General features: G+C 53.2%; 24 protein-coding genes. 7 read left to right on the forward strand and 17 right to left on the reverse strand.

The window, feature by feature from the left end:
• Positions 1-26: 26 nt before the first annotated feature.
• Genes potD through potA form a run of 4 tightly spaced genes read right to left on the reverse strand, consistent with a single transcriptional unit; the run spans position 27 to position 3835 of the window.
• A complete protein-coding gene (gene potD, locus L379_RS13950) occupies positions 27-1061 on the reverse strand; it encodes a spermidine/putrescine ABC transporter substrate-binding protein PotD (RefSeq protein WP_015570806.1) in 1035 nt (344 codons plus the stop codon).
• Complete coding sequence (gene potC / locus L379_RS13945; RefSeq protein ID WP_015570805.1) at positions 1058-1849, reverse strand: spermidine/putrescine ABC transporter permease PotC; 792 nt, start codon at positions 1847-1849, stop codon at positions 1058-1060. The genes potD and potC overlap by 4 nt, the downstream gene beginning before the upstream one ends.
• Positions 1846-2703 (reverse strand): spermidine/putrescine ABC transporter permease PotB, encoded by an 858-nt coding sequence (gene potB / locus L379_RS13940; protein ID WP_017693625.1) that lies wholly within the window; start codon positions 2701-2703, stop codon positions 1846-1848. The genes potC and potB overlap by 4 nt, the downstream gene beginning before the upstream one ends.
• Complete coding sequence (gene potA, locus L379_RS13935) at positions 2687-3835, reverse strand: spermidine/putrescine ABC transporter ATP-binding protein PotA (protein WP_162837914.1); 1149 nt, start codon at positions 3833-3835, stop codon at positions 2687-2689. The genes potB and potA overlap by 17 nt, the downstream gene beginning before the upstream one ends.
• Positions 3836-4072: 237 nt before the next feature.
• Between potA and pepT the strand changes: the two genes are divergently transcribed.
• Together pepT and L379_RS13925 are read left to right on the forward strand one after the other, a co-directional pair.
• On the forward strand, positions 4073-5296 hold the full coding sequence (gene pepT / locus L379_RS13930) for a peptidase T (protein ID WP_006809220.1): 1224 nt from the start codon (positions 4073-4075) through the stop codon (positions 5294-5296).
• Positions 5297-5393: 97 nt separating this feature from the next.
• Positions 5394-5885 (forward strand): REP-associated tyrosine transposase, encoded by a 492-nt coding sequence (locus L379_RS13925; RefSeq protein WP_017384707.1) that lies wholly within the window; start codon positions 5394-5396, stop codon positions 5883-5885.
• 88 nt (positions 5886-5973) lie between these two features.
• Here L379_RS13925 and L379_RS13920 read toward each other — a convergent pair whose 3' ends face one another.
• The 3 genes from L379_RS13920 to phoP form a co-directional block, all read right to left on the reverse strand.
• Entirely contained in the window at positions 5974-7095 is a 1122-nt protein-coding gene (locus tag L379_RS13920) for a ribosomal protein uL16 3-hydroxylase (protein ID WP_017384706.1), read from the reverse strand.
• A 91-nt stretch (positions 7096-7186) separates the two neighbouring features.
• Positions 7187-8650, reverse strand: coding sequence for a two-component system sensor histidine kinase PhoQ (gene phoQ, locus L379_RS13915; RefSeq protein ID WP_032634007.1), 1464 nt, complete (start codon positions 8648-8650; stop codon positions 7187-7189).
• The gene (phoP, locus tag L379_RS13910) at positions 8651-9322 is read right to left on the reverse strand and encodes a two-component system response regulator PhoP (RefSeq protein WP_026094318.1); all 672 of its coding nucleotides are present in this window, start codon (positions 9320-9322) and stop codon (positions 8651-8653) included.
• A gap of 476 nt (positions 9323-9798) precedes the next feature.
• Between phoP and L379_RS13905 the strand changes: the two genes are divergently transcribed.
• Positions 9799-10191, forward strand: coding sequence for a hypothetical protein (locus tag L379_RS13905; RefSeq protein WP_023296319.1), 393 nt, complete (start codon positions 9799-9801; stop codon positions 10189-10191).
• Between the two features lie 86 nt (positions 10192-10277).
• Here the strand turns inward: L379_RS13905 and purB are convergent, their stop codons facing one another.
• From purB to rluE, 5 genes are read right to left on the reverse strand one after another with little or no spacing between them, the layout of a single operon-like run.
• A complete protein-coding gene (gene purB / locus L379_RS13900; protein WP_017693620.1) occupies positions 10278-11648 on the reverse strand; it encodes an adenylosuccinate lyase in 1371 nt (456 codons plus the stop codon).
• Positions 11649-11667: 19 nt separating this feature from the next.
• On the reverse strand, positions 11668-12297 hold the full coding sequence (gene hflD, locus L379_RS13895) for a high frequency lysogenization protein HflD (RefSeq protein ID WP_006809213.1): 630 nt from the start codon (positions 12295-12297) through the stop codon (positions 11668-11670).
• A gap of 27 nt (positions 12298-12324) precedes the next feature.
• The gene (mnmA, locus tag L379_RS13890; protein ID WP_032103856.1) at positions 12325-13437 is read right to left on the reverse strand and encodes a tRNA 2-thiouridine(34) synthase MnmA; all 1113 of its coding nucleotides are present in this window, start codon (positions 13435-13437) and stop codon (positions 12325-12327) included.
• A 40-nt stretch (positions 13438-13477) separates the two neighbouring features.
• The gene (locus L379_RS13885; RefSeq protein WP_015570797.1) at positions 13478-13951 is read right to left on the reverse strand and encodes an NUDIX hydrolase; all 474 of its coding nucleotides are present in this window, start codon (positions 13949-13951) and stop codon (positions 13478-13480) included.
• A complete protein-coding gene (gene rluE / locus L379_RS13880) occupies positions 13951-14613 on the reverse strand; it encodes a 23S rRNA pseudouridine(2457) synthase RluE (protein WP_017693618.1) in 663 nt (220 codons plus the stop codon). Before rluE ends, L379_RS13885 begins: the two co-directional genes overlap by 1 nt.
• Before the next feature lie 117 nt (positions 14614-14730).
• Between rluE and icd the strand changes: the two genes are divergently transcribed.
• Positions 14731-15981: an NADP-dependent isocitrate dehydrogenase gene (icd, locus tag L379_RS13875; RefSeq protein WP_003857898.1), complete on the forward strand. Its 1251-nt coding sequence runs from the start codon at positions 14731-14733 to the stop codon at positions 15979-15981.
• 75 nt (positions 15982-16056) lie between these two features.
• Entirely contained in the window at positions 16057-16302 is a 246-nt protein-coding gene (locus tag L379_RS13870) for a YmjA family protein (protein WP_032653233.1), read from the forward strand.
• 4 nt (positions 16303-16306) lie between these two features.
• Here L379_RS13870 and L379_RS13865 read toward each other — a convergent pair whose 3' ends face one another.
• Both L379_RS13865 and yncL read right to left on the reverse strand, forming a co-directional pair.
• On the reverse strand, positions 16307-17806 hold the full coding sequence (locus L379_RS13865; RefSeq protein WP_023296321.1) for an EAL domain-containing protein: 1500 nt from the start codon (positions 17804-17806) through the stop codon (positions 16307-16309).
• A gap of 124 nt (positions 17807-17930) precedes the next feature.
• Positions 17931-18023: a stress response membrane protein YncL gene (gene yncL / locus L379_RS25825; protein ID WP_071524166.1), complete on the reverse strand. Its 93-nt coding sequence runs from the start codon at positions 18021-18023 to the stop codon at positions 17931-17933.
• A 369-nt stretch (positions 18024-18392) separates the two neighbouring features.
• On the opposite strand from yncL, the gene L379_RS13860 reads away from it, so the two are divergent.
• The gene (locus L379_RS13860) at positions 18393-18641 is read left to right on the forward strand and encodes a GlsB/YeaQ/YmgE family stress response membrane protein (RefSeq protein ID WP_003857896.1); all 249 of its coding nucleotides are present in this window, start codon (positions 18393-18395) and stop codon (positions 18639-18641) included.
• A 53-nt stretch (positions 18642-18694) separates the two neighbouring features.
• On the opposite strand, the gene yoaJ is transcribed toward L379_RS13860, so the two are convergent.
• The 3 genes from yoaJ to L379_RS13850 are packed head-to-tail and all read right to left on the reverse strand — an operon-like array spanning position 18695 to position 19942.
• The gene (gene yoaJ, locus L379_RS26425) at positions 18695-18769 is read right to left on the reverse strand and encodes a protein YoaJ (protein WP_015570794.1); all 75 of its coding nucleotides are present in this window, start codon (positions 18767-18769) and stop codon (positions 18695-18697) included.
• Positions 18770-18868, reverse strand: coding sequence for a YoaK family small membrane protein (locus L379_RS25835; protein WP_015570793.1), 99 nt, complete (start codon positions 18866-18868; stop codon positions 18770-18772).
• A gap of 45 nt (positions 18869-18913) precedes the next feature.
• Positions 18914-19942, reverse strand: coding sequence for a sensor domain-containing diguanylate cyclase (locus L379_RS13850; protein WP_032653235.1), 1029 nt, complete (start codon positions 19940-19942; stop codon positions 18914-18916).
• A 312-nt stretch (positions 19943-20254) separates the two neighbouring features.
• On the opposite strand from L379_RS13850, the gene L379_RS13840 reads away from it, so the two are divergent.
• Complete coding sequence (locus L379_RS13840; RefSeq protein ID WP_015570791.1) at positions 20255-20509, forward strand: putative hemolysin; 255 nt, start codon at positions 20255-20257, stop codon at positions 20507-20509.
• Positions 20510-20567: the final 58 nt, after the last annotated feature.

Genomic DNA, 20567 nt, shown 5'->3' on the forward strand with positions numbered 1-20567 from the left:
GGCGACATTGCGTCGCCCGTTGTGCATTAACGGCCTGCTTTTAGCTTCTGATAATACTCTTCATACAGGCGGCTCGCGTCACCGACGTCGTTCTGCCATTCCCCTTTGCTGATGGTTTCAGCGTCCGGATAAAGCGATTTATCATTTGCCACTTCAGGGCTGAGCAGCTTCCGCGCGGCCAGGTTTGGCGTCGGGTAGCCGATGGTTTCCGCCACCTCTTTTGCCACATCCGGGCGCAGCAGGAAATTGATCAGCTTCAGGGCGCCCTCGACGTTTTTCGCATTCGCCGGGATCGCGAGGCTGTCCATCCAGAAGATGCCGCCCTCCTTCGGCCAGACCACCTCCAGCGGCGTCCCGGCCTGACGCGCCACAAACGCAGAGCCGTTCCAGACCATACCCAGATTCACTTCACCTTCCATATACGGGTTAGCCGGGTTATCCGAGTTGAACGCCGCCACGTTTGGCATCAGCTTTTTCAGTTCGTTATACGCCGCTTCGATCTCTTTCGGATCGGTGGTGTTACCGGAATAGCCGAGTTTACGCAGCGCAACCTGGAACACTTCGCGCGCATCGTCGGTTAACAGCAGGCTGCTTTTGTATTCCGGCTTCCACAGGTCAGCCCAGGATGAAACCGTTTTTGGATCAATGGCATCGCTGTTGACGCCAATTGCCGTCGCGCCCCAGATGTACGGAATGGAGTAGTCGTTGTTCGGGTCGAACGGCTTGTTTAGCATCTCAGGATCGAGGTTTGAAAAATTGGTTAGCTTCGTTTTGTCGATCTTCTGGATCATGCCTTCTTTGCGCATCTTGTCGACGAAATAGGTCGACGGCACCACCAGGTCATACGCGCCATCTTTATAGGTTTTGAGCTTGGCGTACATGGTTTCATTCGACTCGTAGGTCGAATAGATCACCTTGATGCCCGTCTCTTTGGTGAACTGCTCCAGCAGGCCCGGCGGCACATACTCGGTCCAGTTGTAGAAATAGAGCGTTTTGCTGTCATCAGCATGCGCGGCGCCCATTCCGAGCACCAGTGCCGCAGCGGCAAGCATTTTTTTCATTTCTGTGTCCCCTGAGATTTTGTTTTATCACGAGCAATAACCTGGCTGGCAATTACCAGAACCAGCGATAACACCAACAGAATAGTCGCCAGCGCGTTCACTTCGGGTGAAACACCGACTTTAACCATTGAGTAGATCTTCAACGGCAGAATTTCATAGCTCGGCCCGGTGACGAAGGAGGACACGACCACGTCGTCCATCGACAGGGTAAAGCTGAGCAGCCATCCTGCTGCCACGGCGGGCATCGCCAGCGGCAGAATGATTTTGCGCAGAATGGTCATCTCGCTCGCACCCAGATCTTTCGCCGCTTCCAGCATGCGTACGTCGAACCCTTTCAGACGCGCGTAGACGGTTACCACCACAAACGGCAGACAGAAGGTGATATGCGAGAACAGCAGCGACCAGAAACCGAGCTGGACGCCCAGCAGCATAAACAGCACCAGCAGTGAAATGGCCATCACGATATCCGGGGACATCATCACCACAAACAGCATGCCACTGACGAACGGCTTACCGCGAAAACGGTAGCGGTACAGCGCCACGGCGGTCAGTGAGCCAATCAGCGTCGCGAAGGTGGCAGAAAATACCGCCATCGTCAGCGAGTGCTGAGCGGCCTGTAGCAGGCTGTCATTGTTCATCAGCAGGCCATACCATTTGGTGGTAAACCCTTGCCAGTTGATCCCGAAGCGTGAGCTGTTAAAGGAGTTCACGATCAAAATGATTATCGGAATATAGAGATACGCATAAATGGCGGTCATAAAACCGCCGCGAAGCAGTCGACCGATCATTCCAGCTCCACCTTCTTATTCAGCAGGCGTGATGCACGCCAGTAAACCAGCAGCATCAGTCCCATCACCACCGTCAGCGTTATGCTGGTGGCCGAGCCGAACGGCCAGTCGCGGATATTCAGGAACTGGCTCTTAATCACGTTACCGATCAGCAGGTTTTTCGCCCCGCCCATCAGGTCCGAGACGTAGAACAGGCCCATCGCAGGCAGCATGACCAGCAGACAGCCGGCGATAATACCCGGCATGGTCAGCGGAATAATGATGCGGACAAAAGTTTGTAACTTACTGGCGCCCAGGTCTTTCGCCGCTTCCAGCAGCGGCTTATCGAGCTTTTCAATGCTGGAGTAGAGCGGCATCACCATAAACGGCAGCAGGATATAGACCAGGCCGACAATCACCGCGCCCGGGGTGAACATGATGCGGATCGGCGTCTCGATCACCCCCAGCCACAGCAGAAACTCGTTCAGATAACCTTTGGTGCTGAGGAAGATTTTCAGCCCGTAGATGCGGATTAACGAGTTGGTCCAGAAGGGTACAATCAGTAAAAACAGCAGCAGCGGCCGTACTTTTTGCGGCAGGCGGGCCAGGAACCAGGCGAATGGATACCCCAGCACCAGACAGGCGAGGGTAGCAATCAGCGCCATATTGAGCGAGTGCAGCAGCACGTCAAAATAGAGCGGATCGAGCAGGCGTGCGTAGTTGTCCAGCGTAAAGACCATCGCGACGAAGTTCGCGTCGTCGCGGGTCAGGAAGCTGGTTACGATGATCATCAGGTTGGGTAGAAAGACAAACAACACAAGCCAACCGACGATCGTGGCAATCACCACATTCTGGAACTTACTTGTGTTCTTCATCAGCCAGTACAACCTCCCAGCTTTCTACCCAGTTGATGACCATTTTCTGATCCAGCGAGTGGTCGAAGTCCGGATCGTCCTCGTTAAAGAACTCGCTGACCATCACCATTTTGCCATTTTCCAGTTCCACAACGGATTCGAGGGTCATCCCTTTGTAGTTGCGTTCGCGAACGTAACCGATCAGACCTTCGACGTCAGCCGTGTCGTGGATCTCATCAACGCGGAGATCTTCCGGGCGCAGCAGGACGTTGAGCTTTTGCCCCTTCTCGACGGCAAAGTTGACGGTAATATTGCATTCGCGGCCTTCCACGTTCGCGCGAACGCGCTGCTCGTCCAGACGCTCAATCACCGTGGCGTTGAAAATATTGATTTCGCCTATAAAGCTGGCGACGAACAGGTTTTTCGGCTCTTCGTAAATTTCACGCGGGGTGCCATCCTGCTCAATCTTGCCGTCGCGCATCACCACGATACGGTCTGACATGGTCAGGGCTTCTTCCTGATCGTGCGTAACAAACACGAACGTGATGCCGAGCTTACGCTGAAGCGCTTTCAGCTCGTTCTGCATCTGCTTGCGCAGCTTGTAGTCCAGCGCGGAGAGGGATTCATCCAGCAGGAGCAGGCGAGGTTTGTTGACCACGGCGCGGGCAATGGCCACACGCTGCTGCTGACCACCGGAAAGTTGATGCGGCTTGCGCTGGGCGAACGCCTCCAGCTGTACCATGCGCAGGGCTTCGGTAACCCGAGGTGGGATCTCGCTGGCCGGTGTTTTTTGCATCCGCAGGCCAAACGCCACGTTCTCAAACACGGTCATGTGCGGGAACAGGGCATAGCTCTGAAAGACGGTATTGACGTGGCGATCTTCGGCTGGAACCTGGGTTATGTCCTGGTTCTCAAGATGGATATGGCCGTTATCGACGCTTTCCAGCCCGGCGATAAGGCGCAGGACGGTGGTTTTGCCGCAGCCGGAGGGGCCGAGCAGCGTGAGAAACTCACCGTCATTGATGGTCAGATTAAGGTCGGAAATGACATCTTTGCCATCGAAACTTTTACGAATTCGTTCCAGTTGCACCAGCGGTGAAAGGGAACGGGGTTGTGTATTCAATTTTCGCGCTGTCCCATATAGACGCCTCAGGCAGCAGACTGAAGCGGGGTTTGTGTGTAACCACCTTGGTGACTCGTAATGAGGGCGGACATTCTACGGCAAACCCATTGAATCGCCAATCCTTCTCACTTATTCATAAGCTACATTTATTAACGCACAACGATATAAACGTAAAAAGTTCTCGTTTGCGGGATAAAAGTGACCTGACGCAATATTTGCGTTTTGCTGCTTAATGATAATGTTGTCACAAAAAGTGAGGGTGACTGCATGGATAAACTACTTGAGCGTTTCTTACATTACGTTTCGCTGGATACCCAATCTAAGCCGGGGGTCCGACAGGTGCCAAGCACCGAAGGCCAGTGGAAGCTGCTAAATCTGCTGAAAGAGCAGCTGGAGGCCATGGGGCTGGTTGATGTCACGCTCAGCGAAAAAGGGACCGTGATGGGAACGCTGCCGGCGAATATTGACGGCGATATCCCGGCAATTGGCTTTATTTCTCATGTCGATACCTCACCTGATTTTAGCGGTAAACACGTAAACCCGCAGATTGTTGAAAACTATCGCGGCGGTGATATTGCGCTGGGCATTGGCGACGAAGTGCTGTCGCCGGTGATGTTCCCGGTACTGCATCAGCTGCTGGGGCAGACGTTAATCACCACTGACGGCAAAACCTTGCTGGGGGCCGATGACAAAGCGGGCATCGCCGAGATTATGACGGCGCTGGCGGTGCTGAAGGGCAAAAATATCCCACATGGCGATATCCGCGTGGCCTTCACGCCGGATGAAGAGGTTGGAAAAGGCGCGAAACACTTTGACGTTGAGGCGTTTAACGCGCAGTGGGCCTACACCGTCGACGGTGGCGGCGTGGGTGAACTGGAGTATGAAAACTTTAACGCGGCATCGGTGACGATCAAAATCGTTGGGAACAACGTGCACCCGGGGTCTGCGAAAGGGGTGATGGTGAATGCGCTGTCGCTGGCTGCGCGTATTCATGCGGAAGTGCCCGCCGAAGAGAGCCCGGAGATGACGGAAGGGTATGAGGGTTTTTATCATCTGACCAGCATCAAGGGGACCGTGGACAGCGCGCAGATGCACTATATTGTCCGCGATTTCGACCGCAAAGCCTTTGAAGCACGCAAACGTAAGATGATGGAGATCGCGAAAAAGGTCGGCAAGGGGCTACATCCGGATTGCTATATTGAACTCATCATCGAAGACAGCTATTACAATATGCGCGATAAGGTGATGGAGCATCCGCATATTCTTGATATCGCCCAGCAGGCGATGCGCGATTGTGACATCGAGCCGGTGATGAAACCGATCCGTGGCGGTACCGATGGTTCACAGCTGTCGTTTATGGGTCTGCCGTGCCCGAACCTGTTTACCGGTGGATATAACTACCACGGCAAGCATGAATTCGTGACGCTGGAAGGGATGGAGAAAGCGGTGCAGGTGATCGTGCGGATAGCGGAGTTAACCGCGAAGCGGTAATATTTTATGCCGGGTGGCGGCTACGCCTTACCGGGCCTACATTTCGATCGTAGGCCCGGTAAGCGCAGCGCCACCGGGCAATGGGCAAGGAGTGCCAATGTCAAACTACCGCCGCCACTACATCCCCGGTGGGACCTGGTTTTTCACCGTCAATCTGCAAAACCGCCAGAGCGATTTACTTACTCGCCACATCGACAGCCTGCGTTCCGCTACCGCCACGGTTAAGCGTGCGAAGCCCTTTACCATTAACGCCTGGGTTATCCTGCCTGAACATATGCACTGTATCTGGACCCTGCCGGAAGGGGACAGTGACTTTTCAGCGCGCTGGCGCGACATCAAAAAAACGTTTAGCCGCAACATTGAAATGCGCCACGTCTGGCAACCGCGTTTCTGGGAGCACACTATTCGCAATGAGCAGGATTATCGGCGGCATATGGATTACGTCTACATCAATCCGCTGAAGCATGGCTATGTCGGGAAAGTCGTCGACTGGCCATATTCAACGTTTCATCGGGACGTGCGGGAAGGGTTATATCCGGCAGACTGGGCGGGTGAGATTGAGGATTTTGCGGCGGGGGAGCGGAAGTAAAACAAAGCCGGGTGGCGGCTACGCCTTACCCGGCCTACATTTCGATCGTAGGCCCGGTAAGCGCAGCGTCACCGGGCATTAAAGCGGCTCAGTCCTCAAAAAACCAGTACCCGCTGTTCACCAGCGCGGCCAGCATGGCGAGGAAGGAGGGATCGTCCAGTGCGTCGCCAAAGGTATCCGCAGTCAGCACCATATGGCTGGCAATCGCTTCCAGCGCCGGGCGATGCGGAGAGTCCAGGCGCTCGCCGTTGACGAATACCTCTTCGCCAATGCGCAGTACGCGTAATCCGCCCAGACGAACCAGCTTATCGCCCTGCTGGAGCGCATCATAAATTTCATCTGCCTGATACGGCGGCTCTGGCGGTGCGACGTCCAGTTCGTGACGCGACTGGCTGATAAACTCGCCAAACCACTGTCTGAAGTGCTCCGGTTCGTTGATCAGATCCAGCATCATCCCGCGCAGCTTATCCAGCTCCTCTGGCAGAATATCCGCCGGGTGTTCACGCGCCGGAACGTCCGGATCGCTGTAACGGTAGCTGCCCAGCTCACGCTGTAAAACATAGTCAGCAAATCCGCTGATCATCTCGCGCCCGCTTGGCGCGCGGAAACCAACCGAATAGTTCAGCGAGTTCTCCAGGGAATAACCTTCATGCGGGAAGCCCGGTGGGATATAAAGAATGTCACCTGGTTCCAGCTCTTCATCAATGATCCCTTCAAACGGATCAACCTGAAGCAGATCCGGGTGCGGGCAGTGCTGCTTCATTGGCACTTTTTCGCCCACGCGCCAGCGACGGCGCCCGGTACCCTGAATGATAAACACGTCGTACTGATCCAGATGCGGACCCACGCCGCCACCGGGAACGGAGAAGGAGATCATCAGATCGTCCATTCGCCAGTCTGGCAGGGCGCGGAAGGGACGCATTAAGGCTGCGGTGGGTTCGTGCCAGTTGTTGACCGCCTGCACCAGTAAAGACCAGTTGTTTTCGCCCAGATGATCGTAGCTTTCAAAGGGACCGTGGCTGACCTGCCATTTCCCGTCCTGGTGGCTCACCAGACGGCTGTCTACCTCGTTTTCCATCGCCAGACCAGCGAGTTCGTCAGGAGAAATAGGGTCGATAAAATTGCTGATCCCGCGTTTAAGAACGACCGGGCGTTTTTGCCAGTAACGTTCAATAAATTCGGGCCAGTTAAGCGTTAATTGATAATCCATATTTTTGTATTCCGCAGGCTCTTACTGAGACGGATTATAACGGAAGCACCGCCCCCTGACTGCGAGATCCGCGTATTTTTCACATTTCGGGTCAACTATCGTTCGATACGGGATGCTGGCGGCCAAAAATGACTTCCATACGGGCACCGCCCAGCAAACTTTCACCGGTTTCAATCTTGCCCTCGTACTGATCGACGATTTCCCTGGCGACGGATAATCCGACGCCCTGGCCTGGCCGCAGCGTATCGGCGCGCTGGCCGCGATCGAACACCACTTCGCGTTTATTACAGGGAATGCCAGGACCATCATCCTCAACGATAATATGCAGTTCGTTATCCGTTACCCGCGCGGACACCTCGACAAACTCCAGACAATATTTGCAGGCGTTATCGAGCAGGTTTCCCATCACTTCCATAAAGTCATTTTTCTCACCGACAAAGCTAATTTCCGGTGAGATATCCAGACTGATGTTGACCCCTTTACGCTGGTACACCTTATTCAGCGCAGAGGTGAGGTTATCCAGCAGCGGGGCTACCGGGTGCAGTTCACGGCTCAACAGGGCGCTTCCGGAACGCATGCTCGCGCGGTGCAGGTAATAGCCGATCTGCTGTGAAATACGGCTGATTTGTTCCAGCATCACCGGCTCGGCGTCATCCACGCTCATTTTCGAACTGCGCATGGAACGCAGGGTACTCTGCATCACGGCCAGCGGGGTTTTCAGGCTGTGCGTAAGGTCGGTGAGCGTCGTGCGATACTTGTCGTAGCGTTCACGTTCGCTTTTCAGCAGGCGGTTGAGGTTGCGCACCAGGCTGGTCAGCTCACGCGTGGTCTCCGGGTTTAGCTTCTCGCGGTGATGTTCCTCCAGCTCGCGCACCTCTTTGGCAAGGGATTCAATCGGGCGGAGGCTCCACCACGCAGCAACCCACAGGAGAGGGATCACCAGCAGCAGGTTGGCAGCCAGAACATACACAAACCAGTTCCAGACCATATACGAGCGTTTCAGCTCAACCGGTATGGTATCGATCACCACAATGGTTAACTGCGGCATGTTCAGGGTGGCGGGGTAAAGGTTGATGGCCACAGAGTGGGTCATCTCCGTGTCGTCATCTTCGGCCCGGATCTCATTAAGCTTAATCTGTAAGGCGCGATCGTCACGCAGCAGGCTGCTGGTGGAGTTGAGGTCGGCTTCTATTTCATGAAAACCGTTGGTTTTCAGCCATTCCGGACGGATGCGCTTTTTCAACCACGGGACATCGCGCTGGGCCCAAAGCAATTTCCCTTTTTCATCATAGATCAGCGCCAGCGTCGGGCTCTGCTGATTCAGGTTTTCCGGCATCTCGACGGTGATTCGGTTGTTCTCCCACTTCGCCAGGGTATAAAACAGGTTACTTTCGCCGCGAAGCAGGCGGAAGGTGGTTTTATCGAAGCTCACGCTATAACCGACCAACGCCACCATCCCGTAAGAGAGCGACAGCACCAGCACGACGGCGGCGGTTGCCAGCAAAAAGCGAACCCGCAGCGAAAGGGGTAAAATGTGGCGCAATATCCCTTTCATTTAGCGTAATTCGAACAGGTAGCCCTGACCACGCACGGTGGTGATCACGTCATGCGGGTACTGCGCCTGAATTTTTTTACGCAGGCGACCCATCAGTACGTCAATGGTGTGGCTTTCGCGCAGCTCGGCATCCGGATAGAGCTGAAGCATAAGGGAATCTTTGCTCACCACTTTACCATTGTTACGGATCAGCGTTTCCATGATGGTGTATTCGAATGCGGTCAGCTTGATCACTTCATCATTAATAGAAAATTCGCGGCGAGAGAGGTCCACCTGGAACGGCGGCAGAGAGATAACCTGTGACGCCAGCCCGCTGTTGCGGCGCAGCAGCGCCTGCATACGCGCGGCGACTTCTTCAATATGGAAGGGTTTGGTCACGTAGTCATCCGCGCCAGCGCTCAGGACTTCAACCTTGTCCTGCCAGCCTTCGCGGGCAGTCAGCACCAGCACCGGCAGGGAAACGTCATGGCTACGCCAGCGGCGGATAAGGGACAATCCGTCTTCATCCGGCAGCCCTAAATCGACAATGGCGATGTCCGGCAGGTGTTCATTGAGATAATAATCCGCCTCTTTTGCGTCTTCAGCATCATCCACCTGATGACCCATCTCCTGAAGTTGAACTTTCAGGTGATGACGTAGCAATGCGTTATCCTCAACAACCAGTACGCGCATCATCACTTCTCCCTTTATAAATGGTATGAATAGTTTAACGCTGATTATTCAGGTTGACACCAGCGCAATGAAATTAAATGATTTTTTTCATGCTCCCGAACACAGGGAGGCATTACGCCAGGCACCTGATTATTAAGTATGTTGACCTGAGCCTGGTTCATATCACCCACCCAACTCACGTAAGCCTCATGCGCCCCCAGCAGGCGCGGGTAATATAAACTGACTTGTTTTCGCAAGCTTTCGCAATCCCGATAAAACAGCCATCCGTTTATGAACTGTTGAAGGCGAGTCGCTTTTTGGACAGCACGGGCACGCCAGTTTTGTAAATATTGCCCTTTTTTTTGTAAGGATGTTCTCACTATGCCTGGCTTTGTCTACGCTTATTTTATGGTGCGAAATTAGATTTGCATAAGATGTGCCAGAAAAGCAGCATTTTTACACAACAAAACAGCAATATAGCGAGTAAAGAGGACTTTATGGAATGGAAGGTTGTTGAGACTATTGCGAGCCCGGAAAGCGGAACCATCTTTTGCAAAGTTGAAACACAGTATGGCCTGAATTATATCCTGTGGTTAAAGGGAGATTATTACGTTCGTACAGGTGAAATCATCACCACTTCAAACCAGGGGATCCTGATTAACGATCGGCGGCGTAGAGTATGGATAGCGCAGGCAATGCCCTTTACATCAATAGGCTGGATGGGGTTCAAACAGAAAAACGCGTGTCCAGGCAACCGACAGGAGATGGATCGCCTGTGCACGGCTGAAACCCCGTGCCAGTTCAAACTGTGCCCGTTCGGCTTAAAACGGTATATTCCGGAAAGTTATTCCACGGCAAAAAATAACAATCAGCCTGACGGCAGGCTCTAATCCCGGCAAAACAGATAATGTGACGTGAAATGTCGGCTCGATGATGAAAAGCAGCCCCCTTTCCGGGTGGAAAGGGGGAAGGGCGATTACTTCAGCTCGTCAACCATAGCGATGGCACGGCCAATATAGTTTGCCGGGGTCATCTCTTTCAGGCGCGCTTTTTCTTCTTCTGGCAGCGCCAGACCGTCGATAAACTGTTTCATACCTTCAGCATCAACGCGTTTACCGCGGGTCAGCTCTTTGAGTTTCTCGTACGGTTTTTCGATGCCGTAACGACGCATCACGGTCTGAATCGGCTCCGCCAGCACTTCCCAGTTGTGATCCAGCTCGTCCAGCAGACGGTCGCGGTTAACTTCCAGTTTGCTCACACCTTTCAGGGTGGACTGGTAGGCGATCAGCGCGTAGCCAATACCTACGCCCAGGTTACGCAGCACCGTGGAGTCAGTCAGATCACGCTGCCAGCGAGATACCGGCAGCTTGCTCGCCATATGCTGCAACACGGCATTCGCCAGACCCAGGTTACCTTCGGAGTTTTCAAAGTCGATTGGGTTCACTTTGTGCGGCATGGTGGACGAACCGATTTCCCCGGCGATGGTCTTCTGCTTGAAGTGGTTCAGGGCGATGTAACCCCATACATCACGATCGAAGTCGATCAGGATGGTGTTGAAGCGCGCAATGCAGTCAAACAGCTCGGCGATGTAGTCGTGCGGCTCAATCTGGGTGGTGTACGGGTTCCACTGGATCCCCAGAGAGGTCACAAACTCTTCGCTGAACTGGTGCCAGTCCACTTCCGGGTACGCGGCGATGTGGGCGTTGTAGTTACCCACCGCGCCGTTGATTTTGCCGAGGATCTCAACCTGCTCCAGCTGACGATACTGGCGTTCCATGCGGTACGCCACGTTCGCCATCTCTTTACCCATGGTGGATGGGGTTGCTGGCTGGCCGTGAGTACGGGACAGCAGCGGAATGTCGCGGTATTCCACGGACAGCGCTTTCACCGCATCAATGATTTTACGCCAGTAAGGGAGTACTACCTCTTTCCGCGCGGTAGAGAGCATCAGTGCGTGAGACAGGTTGTTAATATCTTCAGACGTACAGGCGAAGTGAATAAATTCAGATACCGCGTGCAGGGCAGGGACGCTTGCCACTTTCTCTTTCAGGAAGTATTCAACCGCTTTCACGTCGTGGTTGGTGGTGCGTTCGATGGTTTTAATGCGCGCGGCATCTTCTTCGCTGAACTCAGCAACGATTTTATCAAGGTAATCGTTTGCCTTTGCGTCAAAAGCAGGAACTTCCTTGATTGCTGTCTGGGCGGCCAGCTTTTGCAGCCAGCGTACTTCAACCTGAACACGGAACTTCAGCAGGCCATATTCGCTGAAGATCCCGCGCAGCGCGCTGACTTTATCGCCGTAGCGTCCATCGACAGGGGATACGGCGGTCAGTGAGGATAATTCCATAATTCGCAACTCCGGGAGGTTAACAATGAGCAAGAATTTGTTTTGCCTGAGTCGTCAGGCGATGACGAGAAAACATTAACTGTAGGCGGCCACCGCCGACCTGTTGCCACAGCACGGCGGCACGGATGCCTGCCAGCAGCGAAGCGCGTACCTTCGCCTGTACCTGTGGGCTTTGCAATACGGCAGGCGAACCGGTGACCTGAATACGCGGGCCGAGCGGGCTAATCACGTCAACGTAGATACCGGCCATCGCGCTGAGCAGGGTCTCAGACTGGAGGTCAAAGTGGTCGAGCTGGCGCTGTAGCCCGGCGATGCGGTCGCCCAGGGTATTCATTGCGCCTTTTGCCGCATTAAGCTTACGTTCCAGCACCATCAGGCTTAAGGTGTAGCGGGTCAGTTCCGCGTTCAACCCCTGACGGTTGCTGGCGTTGAGCACGCCGAGCAGAGTTTCAAGACCGAGACGAAGATTGGTTTCACTGCCGCCAAAGACGCCCAGCGTGGAGCCTGGGTTAAGATCGATAACGCTGTTGAGTGAAACGTGCAGGGCATCAGCGTCGCAATGACCCTGATGCGCCAGCTGTTGCACCAGACGGGCTGACTGGCAAATTCCCGCCAGCGCCAGGGTGATGTCATAATAGTTCTTCGCCACACGGTCTCCTTTATGTGTGCAAACGGTTTAAACAGCAGGCAGCGGCAGGCGCTGTTCAATGATCCCACCGCCGAGGCAAATTTCGCCGCTGTAGAAAACAGCAGACTGGCCAGGGGTAACGGCGGAAACCGGCTCGTCGAAACGCACGTCAATGCGATCGTCATCCAGTGCGGTTACGGTGCAAGGGATGTCCGTCTGGCGGTAGCGCGTTTTCACTGTGCAGCGTAGCGTGCCTTTCAGCGGCTCGCGATCGACCCAGTGCAGCTGTTGCGCGATCAGTCCAACGGACATCAGGCGCGGGTGGTCGTGACCCTGAGCCACAACCAGAATATTGTTTTCGACGTCTTTGTCGACCACGTACCACGGATCTTCGCTGCCCTCTTTGGTGCCGCCGATACCCAGACCTTTACGCTGGCCGAGAGTGTGGTACATCAGCCCCTGGTGCTGACCAATCTCATCGCCGTCAACGGTGACGATTTTGCCCGGCTGTGCAGGCAGGTAGCGCCCCAGGAACTCGCGGAATTTACGCTCGCCGATAAAACAAATACCGGTGGAGTCTTTTTTCTTCGCGGTGATCAGATCCAGATCTTCAGCAATCTTACGCACTTCCGGCTTTTCCAGCTCGCCGACCGGGAACAGGCTCTGGGCAATCTGTTCGTGGCTCAGCGTATAGAGGAAGTAGCTCTGATCTTTGTTGCCGTCCAGGCCGCGCAGCAGCTGGCTTTTGCCATTCACATCCGCGCGACGCACGTAGTGGCCGGTCGCAATGTAGTCTGCGCCCAGGTCTTCCGCGGCGAATTCCAGGAAGGCTTTGAATTTGATCTCTTTGTTGCACAGGATATCCGGGTTTGGCGTGCGGCCCGCTTTGTACTCTTCGAGGAAGAGTTCAAAAACGTTGTCCCAGTATTCTGCGGCAAAGTTAACGGTGTGCAGTTCGATGCCGAGCTTATCGCACACGGCCTGCGCATCGGCGAGATCCGCAGCGGCAGTGCAGTATTCCTCGCCATCGTCTTCCTCCCAGTTCTTCATGAACAGGCCCTCCACCTTATAGCCCTGTTGCTGCAACAGGTAGGCGGAAACGGAGGAATCGACACCGCCGGACATGCCGACGATTACTTTTTTCTGGCTGTTATCTGACATGGAATACTCACGACATTGAACTTCAAGGCGGCGTATTCTATCACGCCCCCCCACCATTGACACCCTCTGTAAACGGCCAGTTAAACTCTGCAATGATATCCAGCGGCAGGCGCGCCGCAGACTGCCAGCAGCGGATGCTTTCCGCCACCAGCGGCGAACGCAGGTTTGGCGCGTTCAGGATCTCCTCGGCAGTCACCCACAGGCAGCGATCGATATCGTCGTCGTGCGGTTCAGTGGCGCACGTTTCGTTAAGTTCAACGGCGAATAAGAAGCGCAGGAAAGGCGTCTGGTCAGGCGCTATCCACTGATGCATACGGATAAAATGCTGCGGTTCGGCGCGGATACCCGTCTCCTCCCACAGCTCACGGGCTGCCGCCTGGCGTAAGGTTTCATTGGCTTCAAGATGCCCGGCAGGCTGGTTCCACAGCGCTTTGCCGTTGATGGTCTCTTCCACCACCAGGAATTTCCCCTGCGCATGGACCACGCAGGCGACCGTAACATGAGGTTTAAACATCAGTTCTCCTTAGGGGTAACATCCCGCCATTCCCCGTTTGCCAGCGAGTCCAGCGTGTAGCTGCCCATGGCATAGCGAATGAGTCGCAGGGTAGGGAAGCCCACATGCGCAGTCATGCGCCTGACCTGTCGGTTGCGGCCTTCATAAAGGGTGATTTTAAGCCAGCTGGTGGGAATGGATTTCCGCTCACGAATCGGCGGGTTGCGCGGCCATAGCCACTCGGGTTCATTCACGCGCTCAATACCAGCCGGCAGGGTGGGACCGTCGTTCAGCGTTACGCCGTTACGCAGTTTTGCCAGCGACGCGTCGTCCGGCTCGCCTTCAACCTGCACAAAGTAAATTTTCCCGGTACGCTTGCCCGGCTGAGTGAGCCTGGCCTGGAGCACGCCGTCATTGGTGAGCACCAGCAACCCTTCGCTGTCACGATCCAGACGTCCCGCCGCGTACACTCCCTGAACGGGAATAAAGTCCTTCAGCGTGCTGCGCCCGGCCTCGTCGGTAAACTGTGGCAATACATCGTAGGGTTTATTGAACAGTATGACCCGCGTTGGCTGGGGTTCTGGCGTTCTTCTGGTGGCTTGTCGTGAGCTGAATCGCTCAACCCGGTGTTTTCTAAAAGAAGTTTTCGTCATGGTATTTTCAGGCGTTATCAATTGCCGCATTATAGCCTAATAACGAAGACCTTTCATGGCGTCGGACAATCAGGTACTATCGGAAGGCTCATTACAATTTATTAACATAAGATCAGTAACAACCAGAAGCGCTCGAAGGAGAGGTTAATGGAAAGCAAAGTAGTTGTTCCGGCGGAAGGTAAAAAGATCACCCTGCAAAACGGCAAGATTAACGTTCCTCACAACCCGATTATCCCGTTCATTGAAGGCGACGGTATCGGCGTAGACGTTACCCCGGCAATGCTGAAAGTGGTTGATGCCGCTGTTGAGAAAGCCTACAAAGGCGAGCGTAAAATTTCCTGGATGGAAATTTACACCGGTGAAAAATCGACTCAAGTTTATGGCCAGGACGTCTGGCTGCCAGCCGAAACGCTGGACCTGATCCGCGACTATCGCGTTGCTATCAAAGGCCCTCTGACCACGCCAGTTGGCGGCGGCATTCGCTCCCTGAACGTGGCGCTGCGTCAGGAACTGGATCTATATGTGTGTCTGCGTCCGGTGCGTTACTACCAGGGCACCCCAAGCCCGGTTAAGCACCCGGAACTGACCGACATGGTTATCTTCCGTGAAAACTCAGAAGACATCTACGCCGGTATCGAATGGAAAGCGGACTCTGCTGATGCAGAAAAAGTGATTAAATTCCTGCGCGAAGAGATGGGCGTGAAGAAAATTCGCTTCCCTGAGCATTGCGGCATCGGCATCAAGCCATGCTCCGAAGAAGGGACCAAGCGTCTGGTGCGTGCCGCCATCGAATACGCTATCACCAACGATCGTGACTCTGTGACCCTGGTTCACAAAGGCAACATCATGAAGTTCACCGAAGGCGCGTTCAAAGACTGGGGCTACCAGCTGGCGACCGAAGAGTTCGGCGGTGAACTGATCGACGGCGGCCCATGGCAGAAAATTAAGAACCCGAACACCGGTAAAGAGATCATCATTAAAGATGTGATTGCCGATGCGTTCCTGCAACAGATCCTGCTGCGACCTGCTGAGTATGACGTGATCGCCTGTATGAACCTGAATGGTGACTACATCTCCGATGCGCTGGCAGCACAGGTGGGTGGTATCGGTATCGCCCCGGGCGCGAACATCGGTGACGAGTGCGCCCTGTTCGAAGCAACTCACGGTACTGCACCTAAATACGCAGGCCAGGACAAAGTCAACCCGGGCTCTATCATTCTGTCCGCAGAGATGATGCTGCGTCATATGGAATGGTTCGAAGCCGCAGACCTGATCGTTAAGGGTATGGAAGGCGCGATTAACGCGAAAACCGTCACCTATGACTTTGAACGTCTGATGGAAGGCGCTAAACTGCTGAAATGCTCAGAGTTTGGCGACGCGATTATCGCGAACATGTAATCCACTCGCTGGGTTAAATGACAACGGGAGCCTGAGGGTTCCCGTTTTTTATGCACACAAGACGGAAACAACGCTATGAACCATGATATCCCGCTCAAGTATTATGACATCGTCGACGAGTATGCGACTGAAACGGCGAAACCGGTACAAGAGGCAGAACGTACGCCGCTGGCACACTATTTCCAGCTGCTGCTCACTCGCTTATACAACAATGAGGAAATCAGTGAAGAGGCGCAGCGGGAGATGGCTGTCCAGGCGGAGATAGACGAAGCGCGCATTGACGATATTGCGAACTTCCTGAATCAGTGGGGCAATGAATAACGCGTCATCGCGCTGAGTCTGCCAACAGCCTGGCGAGGTCGTGCCGGGTTAGCGACTTTGAAAAGTACCAGCCTTGTACGAGGGCATCGGGGTATCTCTGCGCGATGAACTGATATTGCGTTTCGCTTTCAACCCCTTCAAAAACCAGGGTTTTGTGCAGTTTAGCGAGCGCGTCGCTGAAGATCACCAGGATATCCTGTTTATAGTGCTCGCTGATGCCGTCCACTAACGACTTATCCACCTTGATTTCGTCATATTTGAGATTTGATAGCCTGGCCAGATTAGAGTTTTGCACACCAAAATCGTCTATTGAAATTTTGACGCCTGCCGATTTAAGCTCCTCACAAAACTCTTCAAGGATGGCCGCGGTGGAAACGCCATTTTCGGATAACTCAACTTTGATTAACGATAAGGGAATCGCGTTCTCTGAGCATTCATGACGTAATACCGCCAGGAATTTGCCGTCTTCAATTTCCGTCCGGCCAACGTTCAGTGAAATCATTAACTGATGTTCAGCGGCCAGCGCGGCAATTTCCGCCAGGGATTTCTTTATCATGTTCTGATAATAAACGTTATACAGGCCAATTTTTTTAATTAACGGGATAAACAGCTCAGGAGAAACCTCTTTGTGATTGTTATCCTGCCATCTTGATAACACTTCAACCCCGACGATTTTCTTATCAGCAACCCGAATAACAGGCTGAAAATGAACGCTGATGGTATTCGCTTTTACCGCTTTGACCAGCGTTCGTTCCAGAGAACGTCGGTCTTCATAAAGTCGAAGAGAAAACAGCGTCAGGGATACCCAGATAAAGTATAAAAACAAGCACAGAAGCACCATCACTACGTGGGAGAGCGAAGCCAGTCCGGCATCATGGTGTGTGACGGTAACGCACAAATCCCAGCGTGTACTGCACTCTGTCACAGCCAGCGTAAATAACAGAGACTGTAAGCGGCTGAAGTTTTCTGATGGCGGCGTAACGGTGAAAAAGGTGCGGCCGAAATCTTTAGTGGAAGAACGAAGCGAATAGTTGGCGGTAACGGGGGCAAATTTATCGTAGGCTGAACGGGAGGTGAAGATAATAAGGTGGTTATAGATTGTCGCATTGCCGACAAAGAAATCTTTCTGCGAAAACTGCGCCAGGCTGAATCCGTTCTGGGTATTATGCAGCTCAGAGGGAAGGGCGATGGGATTTGCCAGCTTGCCCCAAAACGCGGTGCAGGTGATTTTCCCCTTTTCAATAAACCCCACATCGGCGAAATAGAGACTTCGCATCTTTAATTTTCGGTAGACGTTCAGACTGGCGCTATCGCATCCCTGCGCGGAGGTATTTTTAAGCGTACTGGCGATATTTTGCGTTAACTCTTCAGAATAGCTTAAGAGCGTGTGGGAGATCTCCCTCTGCCGGTTCTTTTGCTGCTCAGCGATAATGGCGTTAACCGCATACAGCGACAGGACGACCATAAAGGTTGAGATGATAGCAACGGCAATGGCCTTCTTCATTTTCCTGTTGTCCCACCACGTCCTGAGGTGCAGGGATCTTAACACAGGTCATAAAAGCTACAAGTACGAGAGTTGAGGCTGCACGGAATCGAAAGGAAAGCCACCATGCCAGGCTCCTTTCATCTCAGAACCACTCAAACCGTGTTGAGAGCAGTAGCAGTAACGTACTGGCAGAAACAAGATTAAGGCAGATGACAAACTTGCTTGATACGTTCATGTTATCAACGTTTTTGTTGTTCAGTAGCCACAGAGAATAGCGTTTCACCTCCACTGAAGAAACGCCAGATTTTGGTGGGTTCGGGCAAAAAAAAGCCCACTCAAGAGTGGGCAAGAAATACTGGAAGCAATGTGAGCAATGTCGTACTGAATACCTGAGTGATTTGCTCAACTATTCAGTAATGAGAAAGATAATCTTTCTCAGTAAAAGATGCAACCCCACGATGAGTGTGGAACGGCATTTTTTTACTGCTCATATTTTAATCAAACGAACCGTGTGATTCTTATCACAAATTTCCTTTCTCAGATCCTGTGCTATCCTTTTCTGTGTCGTTGATTTAATGACAAAAACCATACAGAGAGGAAAGCTATGGGAATTTTATCCTGGATTATCTTTGGGCTGATTGCGGGGATCCTGGCGAAGTGGATTATGCCGGGCAAAGATGGCGGCGGTTTCATCGTCACGATCATTCTGGGGATTGTGGGTGCAGTCGTCGGTGGCTGGATCAGTACCCTGTTCGGCTTTGGCAGAGTTGATGGCTTCAACTTCGGCAGCTTTGTCGTCGCGGTGATTGGCGCGCTGGTTGTTCTGTTTATCTACAGAAAAATCAAAAGCTAAATCTGACCTGTGTTAAAAAAGGCTGCCTGACGGCGGCCTTTTTACTTTGGGCGTTACCACCAGCCCAACTGCGTACCGGCGACGGCCACGATGGCGACAATCAACATGATGATGGTCGTTTTTCTCATTTAAGCCCCCGGCGCGGCGTAACCGCCAAGGAAAAACCAGCCTAAAAACACCACCGCTGTGATAAAAATAACCACCGGAAAGAGGATCCCTATTCTCATGCCATCACCTGTTTGAGTTTGTATAAGGCCGTAGAGTGTACGGTTTTAATCTAACGCGACAAAGCCTGTTTTGCTTTTTCCTTTTTTATCCTGATACATCACGAGGTCTGCGGTGCGCAGGGCGCTATCTTCATCCGTGCTGTGAGGATCAACAATAACGACGCCAAGGCTTGCGCCGGGATAAAGAATAGTGGCATTGCCTAACCCGTATTCGCCCGCAATAAGACCATTGAGGCGGGTTTTGATTGCGTTGACCTCTGTACTGGCGTCGCCATCATCGCTGTGACTCAGGCTGGCAACCAGAAATTCATCGCCGCCGAGCCGGCCAATAATCTCATCCTGCGTTTGCTCGTGAGTCAGCCGCTTGCCAACCTGTACGAGGAAGCGATCGCCCGCCTCATGCCCGTACTGGTCATTGATTCGCTTGAAATCATCGAGGTCAATAAAAGCCATCATGACGTTGCGGTTAAGATGGCGCGCCAGTGAGAACAGGGTGGTAAGGTTTTCAAAAATGGCGCGACGATTCGGCAGGCCGGTGAGGGCGTCGGTGTAAGAGTGAGCAATGAGCGCCGCATTTGCTTCGCGAAGCTGAAGCACAAGCGACTCTTTCTGAATGTACTGACCAATTAACCCGGCAAAGAGTCTGATCACCTGCTCGCCACGCTCGCTGAACTGTTTCTGTGCGGTGCTGGCAGCGCAAAGCGTGCCATACAGAGAACCGTCAGCCAGGTGAACCGGCACGCTCATATAGGTTGTAATGCCCAGTGCTTTGGCCGCTTCACACTCCGGCCAGCGGTCGGGCACCTCGTTACTGAACAACGTGTCGCTGTCGATGGCGCGCTTACACAGTGTTTCGTCCCAGGGCACGCTGAACCCTTCCGGGATCTGCATTTGCTTGCTGTTACGGGCATATAAAATGTGCTGCAAACGCGCATTGATATCGACTTTCGTCAGGTAGGTTGATTCCATATCCGTCACAATTTCCAGCATTTCCAGTAGCTGACGCACCAGACTGTCGAGAGATTGCTCAGTGGAGAGGGTTTCTGAAACACGGGCAAGAATGATATCTGACATGAGGCAGGATGACTCCCATGCAGAAGACCTCTGTATCTGCATGTTATGCTGAAAATATAGACTCCGGTCATAGTAAAACATGAACAGGATTAATTTTATAGATTCTTCTGGAAGCGGATGAGGGAGAGGCTAAAAAAAAGCCCCGAGGTTGAGATCGGGGCAAAACATCTTGATTACGGAATGATGTTCTCTGGTCAGTGTGAGAACAGGCATCACTATAAGGGGGAATCGTGCAGGTTTAATGGAGAAATCATGGAGAAAACGGCGATGACCCGTTACTCTGACGTTTTTACACCCTGAAGGATCATGATAATGAAATATCTTCTCCTGGCGCTGGTTTTACCGCTGGCCGCCTGCTCAACAAAGACAACCCCTCCTGATGCGCCTCAACCGCCGCACGCTATTGGTATGGCAAACCCGGCGTCAGTGTACTGTCTGGAGAAAGGGGGAGAGCAAATCCCTGTTCAAAGCCCGCAGGGCGTACGTACCGAGTGCAAATTGCCAGGCGGGGAAGTGATCGATGAATGGGATCTCTACCGCCGCGATCACCCGCAACCGACCAGATGACAACGGCAATAAAACTGCGATACACTTCTCTTTAGGATTATTCTTAGCCAGTTTCTGG

The organism is Enterobacter sp. MGH 33, assembly GCF_000534535.1.
GTDB classification, from domain to species: domain Bacteria; phylum Pseudomonadota; class Gammaproteobacteria; order Enterobacterales; family Enterobacteriaceae; genus Enterobacter; species Enterobacter hormaechei_C.

Bases quoted from the DNA above. Each gene is read 5' to 3' on its own strand.
- potD (WP_015570806.1), bottom strand. From the start codon at position 1,061: ATGAAAAAAATGCTTGCCGCTGCGGCACTGGTGCTCGGAATGGGCGCC.
- potC (WP_015570805.1), bottom strand. From the start codon at position 1,849: ATGATCGGTCGACTGCTTCGCGGCGGTTTTATGACCGCCATTTATGCG.
- potB (WP_017693625.1), bottom strand. From the start codon at position 2,703: ATGAAGAACACAAGTAAGTTCCAGAATGTGGTGATTGCCACGATCGTC.
- pepT (WP_006809220.1), top strand. From the start codon at position 4,073: ATGGATAAACTACTTGAGCGTTTCTTACATTACGTTTCGCTGGATACC.
- L379_RS13925 (WP_017384707.1), top strand. From the start codon at position 5,394: ATGTCAAACTACCGCCGCCACTACATCCCCGGTGGGACCTGGTTTTTC.
- L379_RS13920 (WP_017384706.1), bottom strand. From the start codon at position 7,095: ATGGATTATCAATTAACGCTTAACTGGCCCGAATTTATTGAACGTTAC.
- phoQ (WP_032634007.1), bottom strand. From the start codon at position 8,650: ATGAAAGGGATATTGCGCCACATTTTACCCCTTTCGCTGCGGGTTCGC.
- phoP (WP_026094318.1), bottom strand. From the start codon at position 9,322: ATGCGCGTACTGGTTGTTGAGGATAACGCATTGCTACGTCATCACCTG.
- L379_RS13905 (WP_023296319.1), top strand. From the start codon at position 9,799: ATGGAATGGAAGGTTGTTGAGACTATTGCGAGCCCGGAAAGCGGAACC.
- purB (WP_017693620.1), bottom strand. From the start codon at position 11,648: ATGGAATTATCCTCACTGACCGCCGTATCCCCTGTCGATGGACGCTAC.
- mnmA (WP_032103856.1), bottom strand. From the start codon at position 13,437: ATGTCAGATAACAGCCAGAAAAAAGTAATCGTCGGCATGTCCGGCGGT.
- L379_RS13885 (WP_015570797.1), bottom strand. From the start codon at position 13,951: ATGTTTAAACCTCATGTTACGGTCGCCTGCGTGGTCCATGCGCAGGGG.
- rluE (WP_017693618.1), bottom strand. From the start codon at position 14,613: ATGCGGCAATTGATAACGCCTGAAAATACCATGACGAAAACTTCTTTT.
- icd (WP_003857898.1), top strand. From the start codon at position 14,731: ATGGAAAGCAAAGTAGTTGTTCCGGCGGAAGGTAAAAAGATCACCCTG.
- L379_RS13870 (WP_032653233.1), top strand. From the start codon at position 16,057: ATGAACCATGATATCCCGCTCAAGTATTATGACATCGTCGACGAGTAT.
- L379_RS13865 (WP_023296321.1), bottom strand. From the start codon at position 17,806: ATGAAGAAGGCCATTGCCGTTGCTATCATCTCAACCTTTATGGTCGTC.
- yncL (WP_071524166.1), bottom strand. From the start codon at position 18,023: ATGAACGTATCAAGCAAGTTTGTCATCTGCCTTAATCTTGTTTCTGCC.
- L379_RS13860 (WP_003857896.1), top strand. From the start codon at position 18,393: ATGGGAATTTTATCCTGGATTATCTTTGGGCTGATTGCGGGGATCCTG.
- L379_RS25835 (WP_015570793.1), bottom strand. From the start codon at position 18,868: ATGAGAATAGGGATCCTCTTTCCGGTGGTTATTTTTATCACAGCGGTG.
- L379_RS13850 (WP_032653235.1), bottom strand. From the start codon at position 19,942: ATGTCAGATATCATTCTTGCCCGTGTTTCAGAAACCCTCTCCACTGAG.
- L379_RS13840 (WP_015570791.1), top strand. From the start codon at position 20,255: ATGAAATATCTTCTCCTGGCGCTGGTTTTACCGCTGGCCGCCTGCTCA.